Genomic DNA, 6,000 nt, shown 5'->3' with positions numbered 1-6,000 from the left:
TTTTCAAGGAACTTTTCAGGTGGCGCCCTCGCGCCAGGATCTTTATTGTATCACTTTTGCTGACTTTTCGTCAACCGGCAATTTCTGGTGGGAATAGGGGGCTGTTCGCCGCGCCACTACCGCCATTATTGCCTTTTTTCGTCGCTGTCGCAGCAGCGACGCTTATTAATATATCACTTTTTTTGACACTGTGCAATATGTAGTTTGTGGTAAGTATAGCAGGTTTACTCATTTGATTTACCAGCTTTGATAAATACCAGCCCCTGGGCTGAGGCTATTAAACGTCCCTGCCCGTCTTCAACTGTTACCCGATAGTTTGCCGCGCTTCGTCCCAGGTGCTCTTCCACAGCGGTTGCGATTAAAGTATCACCGGGCTTACTGGCCTTAATATAATTAATATTGACGCTAACCGCCACCGCGGTTTGCCCCCGGGCGTTGCTGGCAATACCAAGGGCCACGTCTGCCAGGGTAAATACTAAACCACCGTGAGTAATCCGGTGTATATTGGTCATGTAATCCTGTACCTGCAAGGATACCCTGGCATACCCGGGGGAAAGCTCGATAATTTTCACCCCCAGGTGGTTGGGAAAGGGATCGTCCTTTATAAAAGCCGCCAGATTATTACTAATATTTATCTCCGATTTCCCCACTTGCAATCCCCCTTTAATGAGCTAATTATATATTATCACAGGCAAAATCAGTTATTGTATACAAAATATTTGTGAAATAAATAATTATTTTAAGTAAAACCTGTGGACTGGACATAAATTAATGTGTAGAATGTTAAACAAATCAAGCTGCCACTTATTTCATTAAAGATTGATTCATTTGGCATTCATACCTTTTAATATAGCGGTAAAACTATTTTTGAATATATTTTATTATTAGGTTGGAAAGGGGTTGCCGTTTTTTATGACGATTAAAATAGGTATTAACGGATTTGGCCGCATTGGACGTAATGTTTTTCGGGCGGCGCTGGACAACCCGGAAGTGGATGTAGTGGCGGTAAACGACCTCACTGACGCAAAAACGCTGGCCCACCTGTTGAAATACGATTCTGTGCACGGTGTACTCAACGCGGATGTCCGGGTGGAAGAAGGCGGGTTTTCCGTTAACGGCAAAAAAGTGAGGGTACTTAGTGAAAAAGAGCCGTCGGCGCTTCCCTGGGGCGACCTGGGTGTAAGTATGGTGATTGAATCAACCGGGCGCTTTACCAAAGGAGAGGATGCGGCGGGTCACTTAAAGGCCGGAGCCGGAAAAGTCATCATCAGCGCTCCGGGCAAAAATGTGGATGCCACCATTGTAATGGGCGTCAACCATAACGATTATGACCCGGAAAAACACAATGTGGTTTCCAACGCTTCTTGCACTACCAACTGTCTGGCGCCCATCGTCAAAGTATTACACGATCATTTCAGCATCAAGCACGGGATGATGACCACGGTACATTCTTACACCAATGACCAGCAAATTTTGGACCTGCCGCACAAGGATTTGCGGCGGGCCCGGGCCGCCGGCGTTTCCATAATTCCCACCACAACCGGCGCAGCCAAGGCCGTGGGACTGGTTATCCCCGAACTACAGGGCAAGCTGAACGGTCTGGCCATGCGGGTGCCCACTCCCAACGTATCGGTGGTGGATTTTGTCGCCGTTTTGGAACGCTCCACCACGGCGGAAGAAGTGAACCAGGCGCTGCACAGCGCTGCCGAAGGGGAATTAAAGGGAATAATGGCGTACAGCGACGCGCCGCTGGTATCCAAGGATTACTACGGGGATTCGCACTCATCCATTGTGGACGCCCCCTCAACCATCACCCTGGGAGATAATATGGTCAAGGTGCTGGCCTGGTACGACAACGAGTGGGGCTATTCCTGCCGGGTGCTGGACCTGGCGCTGTACATGGCCAAGCGGGAAGCGGGCAGCGTCCCCAAAATAACCTGGACCGGCATAAACCGGGATAACCTGTACCGCAGCGTTTCCGCCGCCTACGTCCCCAAGTAAAAAACAAAAAGAGGGACTGGCTCCGATTCATTTGCAAGAAAGGCGCGCTCATTCAGTTCCCTTATTGCGCGCCTTTCAGTACTTCATTCCTTTGTCCTGGCCATACATTGGGGACATTCCTCGAAGAGGTGTGTCCCCAATGTATGGCCAGGATATAATATTTGAAGTGATTCATTAATACCGACGGCTATGGTAAAATTGCATAAAATGAAACCAGGTGAAAAATATGCCAGCGAAAAGCAGGTACAATATTTATTCGGAACATTTGATAAAAAAATTTGGTCAAAAGGTTTACAAACTACCCATAAATCTACCGGGCACCTGCCCCAACCGGGACGGCACGGTAGGCCGCGGCGGATGTATTTTTTGCGATGAGCAGGGGGCGGGGTTCGATGCCTTGCCAAACACGCTGTCAGTAACTGAGCAACTGCGGCGCAACAGGGACTATTTCCACCGGCGTTTTGGGGCCGAAAAATTCATCGCTTATTTCCAGGCCTTCACCAATACTTACCTGCCACCCGATGTTTTCGCCGCCAATATCAGGGCGACGGCAGCGGGAAAAGACATCGTGGGCATATCGGTATCCACACGGCCCGACTGCATCAACGAAGATTATCTGGACATCCTGACCGAAGTACAGGTGGAAAAAGGTCTGGACATCAATATCGAACTGGGGTTGCAAACCGTCAATTATCATACTTTAATAAAAATAAACCGGGGTCACACCCTGGCTGAATTTATCGACGCGGTACTGCGCGCGCACCGGAGAGAATTTGAAATTTGCGCCCACCTGATTTTGAACCTACCGTGGGACAATATGTCCGATGTTATAGAAAACGCCAAAATATTATCCGCGCTGCAAGTACGATACGTCAAACTGCATTCCCTGTATATCGTACGCGGTACCAAACTGGGAGAAATGTATGAGCGCGGCGAGTTCGACGTGATTTCCATGGAAGAGTATGTGCGGAGAATTATTACTTTCCTTGAATACCTTGACCCTGAAGTTGTCATTCAACGCCTGGTGGGCAAGGGCCCGCAAAACGAAGTACTTTTTTGCAATTGGGATGCCAGTTGGTGGAAAATTAAAACCGAACTGGAGCGGCTCCTGAAACAGGAAGACACCTGGCAGGGCAAAAAGTTCAATTACTTGAACGGCAGTGCCCTTAAATGGTCCAGGCGTTGAACAGTAAAGGATTTACTTGAAAATTTCCGCATCATCGCCGAGGAGCACTTTTACCACTTCTTTAACTTTTTCGTTGGTTACCCGGTAAAAAACTTCGGTGCCGCTGCGCACACCGTCCACAATTCCCTGGGCGCGTAAAATGGCCAACTGCTGAGAGACCGTGGACTGCGGCAAGTTTAAGCAACCTTTCATTTTATTGACATTGCAGCTGTCATTCATTAAACCTGCCACAATGCATAGGCGGGTGGGATGGGCAAGCGCCTTTAATAACCTGGCGGGCTCTTCATACTTGTTTAAATCCTTCAATTTGCATTACCCCCGAGGGTCTTTTTATGAAATAATATATTATAATATTATGTTTAATACAATACTATTTTATGAATCTTTGTCTTAAGGGCGCGATTTCTTCCACATTCAGCACTAAAAGCAGCAAAAGGTATACCGATACCGCCGCCCCCACCGCCAGCGTCATGCCCCATAGCTGACCGGCCAGGGAGATTGCACCGGCGTACAGCCCGGCATATCCCCCAACCAGCCGCAACACAGCGGCAAACGCCAGAGTGGCTGTTATTATCTTGAACTGGTCCACCAGCAGCCGGCGCCAGTCAAATCCTCGCAGGCGGCGGGTTAAAAAAGCCAGGAAAAGAATTGCGGTGACAAAAAAGCCCACCGTATTGCCCAGAGCCAGACCGGCATGTCCCATGGGAGCAACCAGCAGGTAATCCAGTACGATATTTACGGCCAGCCCGGCCACTCCCACCCCCAGGGGCAGCAGGGCGTCCCGCAGGCTTAAAAAAGTATAGGTCAGCACCGAATTCGCTGACATGGCGGCCACCGACAGCGCGTAAAAACCAAGGGCCGTGGCAGTGGCGGCCGTGGCGGCGGCATCAAAGGCGCCCCGTTCAAAAAGCAGGCGCACCACCGGTGCGGCCAACACCAACAGCAGCGCGGCGCAGGGGTAGGTTACCAGCGCCACCAGGCGCAGCCCCATGGCCGTCCTTTCCCGCAGCAGTTCCATGTCCCGACGGCCCGCCGCCGCGGCCAGGGCCGGGAAAAGAACCGAGGAAACCACGGCCACAAAAAGACCATAGGGCAGTTCACGTACCCGGTTGGCAAAGTTTAAAGCGGCAATACTTCCCTCCACCAGGTGCGAGCCGAACCAGCGATCCACAAACACAAACCCCCGGCCGGCCAGCGTTGTCAGGACTACCGGAACGGCCATAAGGAGCACCCGGCGCACTTCCGGGTCCCGGATGTTCAAAAGCGGTCGCACCGGTACCCCGAAGCGTCCCAGGGCCGGCAGGTTGTATAAGTAAAACACCAGCGCCCCGGCCAGGGTGCACCAGGCCAGGCCGGGGCCCAGGTACTTGCCCAGCGGAACGATTAATATTAAAAAAACAAAGTTTTGCCACACCGGAGCCAGCGCCGGTACGTTAAACTCGCGGTGGGCGTTGAGCACCGCCTTGGCCATAAACCCCATGGTCAGAAAAACCGTTGACGGCAGCATGATTTGGGTGCACAAAAGCGCCACCCGCCGGGCCTCGCCGGTAAAGCCGGGGGCAAGAAAGTCCACCACCTGCGGAGTAAAAAACAATCCCAACAAGGTGAGCAGAGCAATCATGGCACCGGTAACGTACATAACGGTGCTGGCCAGATAAGACCGGCCGTCGTCCTGCAGCCGCCCCGTATAAACCGGCAGCAATGCGTTGCCGGCGGAAACGCCGATAATAAAAGACAGTGTAAACGGGATGGTGGCCGCCACCACAAAGGCGTCCGCTTGCAATGAGGTGCCTAAAAGGGCGGCAATGACTTGCTCCCGAACAAAGCCCAGTACCCGGCTGGCGACAAATAAGACGAGCAATATGGAAGAAGCTCTGAATAAATTTTGCCTTGACATCTGCCGGCGCCTCCGTAAATATATTAAAAACAACGGTATTATAAATGCCTCATTAACACAGTTAAAAAGAACTTTTTAGAACAATTACTATAATAGCACATTTTTCAGCAAGGGGGGAGATTACCGTTTACCCGCAAACACATGTCTATTTTGCTGAAAAAGTATTGGGCCGCACCTCCGATTCCATTACCCTGGGCAGCCTTTTTCCTGATATGGCCATCAACGCCAGAATGACCCATACCATGGCCCACAGTATGGGCAAAAAAATACTGCAGATATGCAAAGACAACTCCAAACTGCTGGATTTCGCCCGGGGTGTGGTGACGCACGGCATCTCCCCCCGCGGCCTGGATTACTACGGTGATGAAAAGTTCCCGGGTTGCGAACGCGGTTACTGCTTTGAAAAAGGCCGCTCCCTGGTGGAACAAACCATTGACGCCTGCAATATTCCGGCGGAAATGGGCTGGTGGAAGGCGCACAATATTGTGGAAATGGGTATCGAACTGCGGGTCAGCAACCGCGGACCCTTCGGACAAACCATTCGCCGGGCCTTCAACAACCACCGGCTGATTAACCAGATTGGCAACTTATTGGCAGACATTACGGGGTACGACAGGTATCAGCTCAAATCACGCATTGCCGGTTTTCCCGATTACATTGAAATCTTTCAAGCCACCCCCCAGTCGCTGGCCAACAAGTATCGCATTCAAATGTTCGCGCGGCACCGCATTAACATCAACACCGCCAAAGTAGCCCGGCTCATCGAAGCGGCCGCCGAACAGGTGGAAGATGACCTGGCGGAATTTTTCCGGGTCACCAACGACAACGTGCTCGCCGCCCTGAAAGATATTGAAAAAGCCCTGACTTAACATTTTCCAGCGAATGTGATACCCTTAACCTAACATCGCATACTCCC

At 51.2% G+C, this 6,000-nt stretch carries 6 protein-coding genes; 3 read left to right on the top strand and 3 right to left on the bottom strand.

Annotated elements, in window-relative coordinates:
- Positions 1 to 224: 224 nt before the first annotated feature.
- Positions 225 to 650, bottom strand: coding sequence for a PaaI family thioesterase (locus BM299_RS10965; RefSeq protein WP_092483930.1), 426 nt, complete (start codon positions 648 to 650; stop codon positions 225 to 227).
- A 262-nt stretch (positions 651 to 912) separates the two neighbouring features.
- Between BM299_RS10965 and gap the strand changes: the two genes are divergently transcribed.
- Together gap and mnmL are read left to right on the top strand one after the other, a co-directional pair.
- Positions 913 to 2,001, top strand: coding sequence for a type I glyceraldehyde-3-phosphate dehydrogenase (gene gap, locus BM299_RS10960; protein ID WP_092483928.1), 1,089 nt, complete (start codon positions 913 to 915; stop codon positions 1,999 to 2,001).
- Between the two features lie 226 nt (positions 2,002 to 2,227).
- Entirely contained in the window at positions 2,228 to 3,187 is a 960-nt protein-coding gene (mnmL, locus tag BM299_RS10955; protein WP_092483926.1) for a tRNA modification radical SAM protein MnmL/YtqA, read from the top strand.
- A gap of 12 nt (positions 3,188 to 3,199) precedes the next feature.
- On the opposite strand, the gene BM299_RS10950 is transcribed toward mnmL, so the two are convergent.
- A complete protein-coding gene (locus tag BM299_RS10950; protein WP_092483924.1) occupies positions 3,200 to 3,493 on the bottom strand; it encodes an ArsR/SmtB family transcription factor in 294 nt (97 codons plus the stop codon).
- Positions 3,494 to 3,557: 64 nt separating this feature from the next.
- Positions 3,558 to 5,084 carry a murein biosynthesis integral membrane protein MurJ gene (murJ, locus tag BM299_RS10945; RefSeq protein ID WP_092483922.1) on the bottom strand — a complete coding sequence of 509 codons (1,527 nt, stop codon included), beginning with the start codon at positions 5,082 to 5,084 and terminating at the stop codon, positions 3,558 to 3,560.
- 164 nt (positions 5,085 to 5,248) lie between these two features.
- Between murJ and BM299_RS10940 the strand changes: the two genes are divergently transcribed.
- The gene (locus BM299_RS10940; RefSeq protein WP_245779734.1) at positions 5,249 to 5,953 is read left to right on the top strand and encodes a hypothetical protein; all 705 of its coding nucleotides are present in this window, start codon (positions 5,249 to 5,251) and stop codon (positions 5,951 to 5,953) included.
- Positions 5,954 to 6,000: the final 47 nt, after the last annotated feature.

The sequence above is a fragment of the Desulfoscipio geothermicus DSM 3669 genome (assembly GCF_900115975.1).
GTDB lineage: Bacteria > Bacillota > Desulfotomaculia > Desulfotomaculales > Desulfallaceae > Desulfoscipio > Desulfoscipio geothermicus.
This window is presented reverse-complemented; position numbering and strand designations above follow the sequence as displayed.

Excerpts from the sequence above, each read along its gene's own strand:
- gap (WP_092483928.1), top strand. The coding sequence starts at position 913 with ATGACGATTAAAATAGGTATTAACGGATTTGGCCGCATTGGACGTAAT.
- mnmL (WP_092483926.1), top strand. The coding sequence starts at position 2,228 with ATGCCAGCGAAAAGCAGGTACAATATTTATTCGGAACATTTGATAAAA.
- murJ (WP_092483922.1), bottom strand. The coding sequence starts at position 5,084 with ATGTCAAGGCAAAATTTATTCAGAGCTTCTTCCATATTGCTCGTCTTA.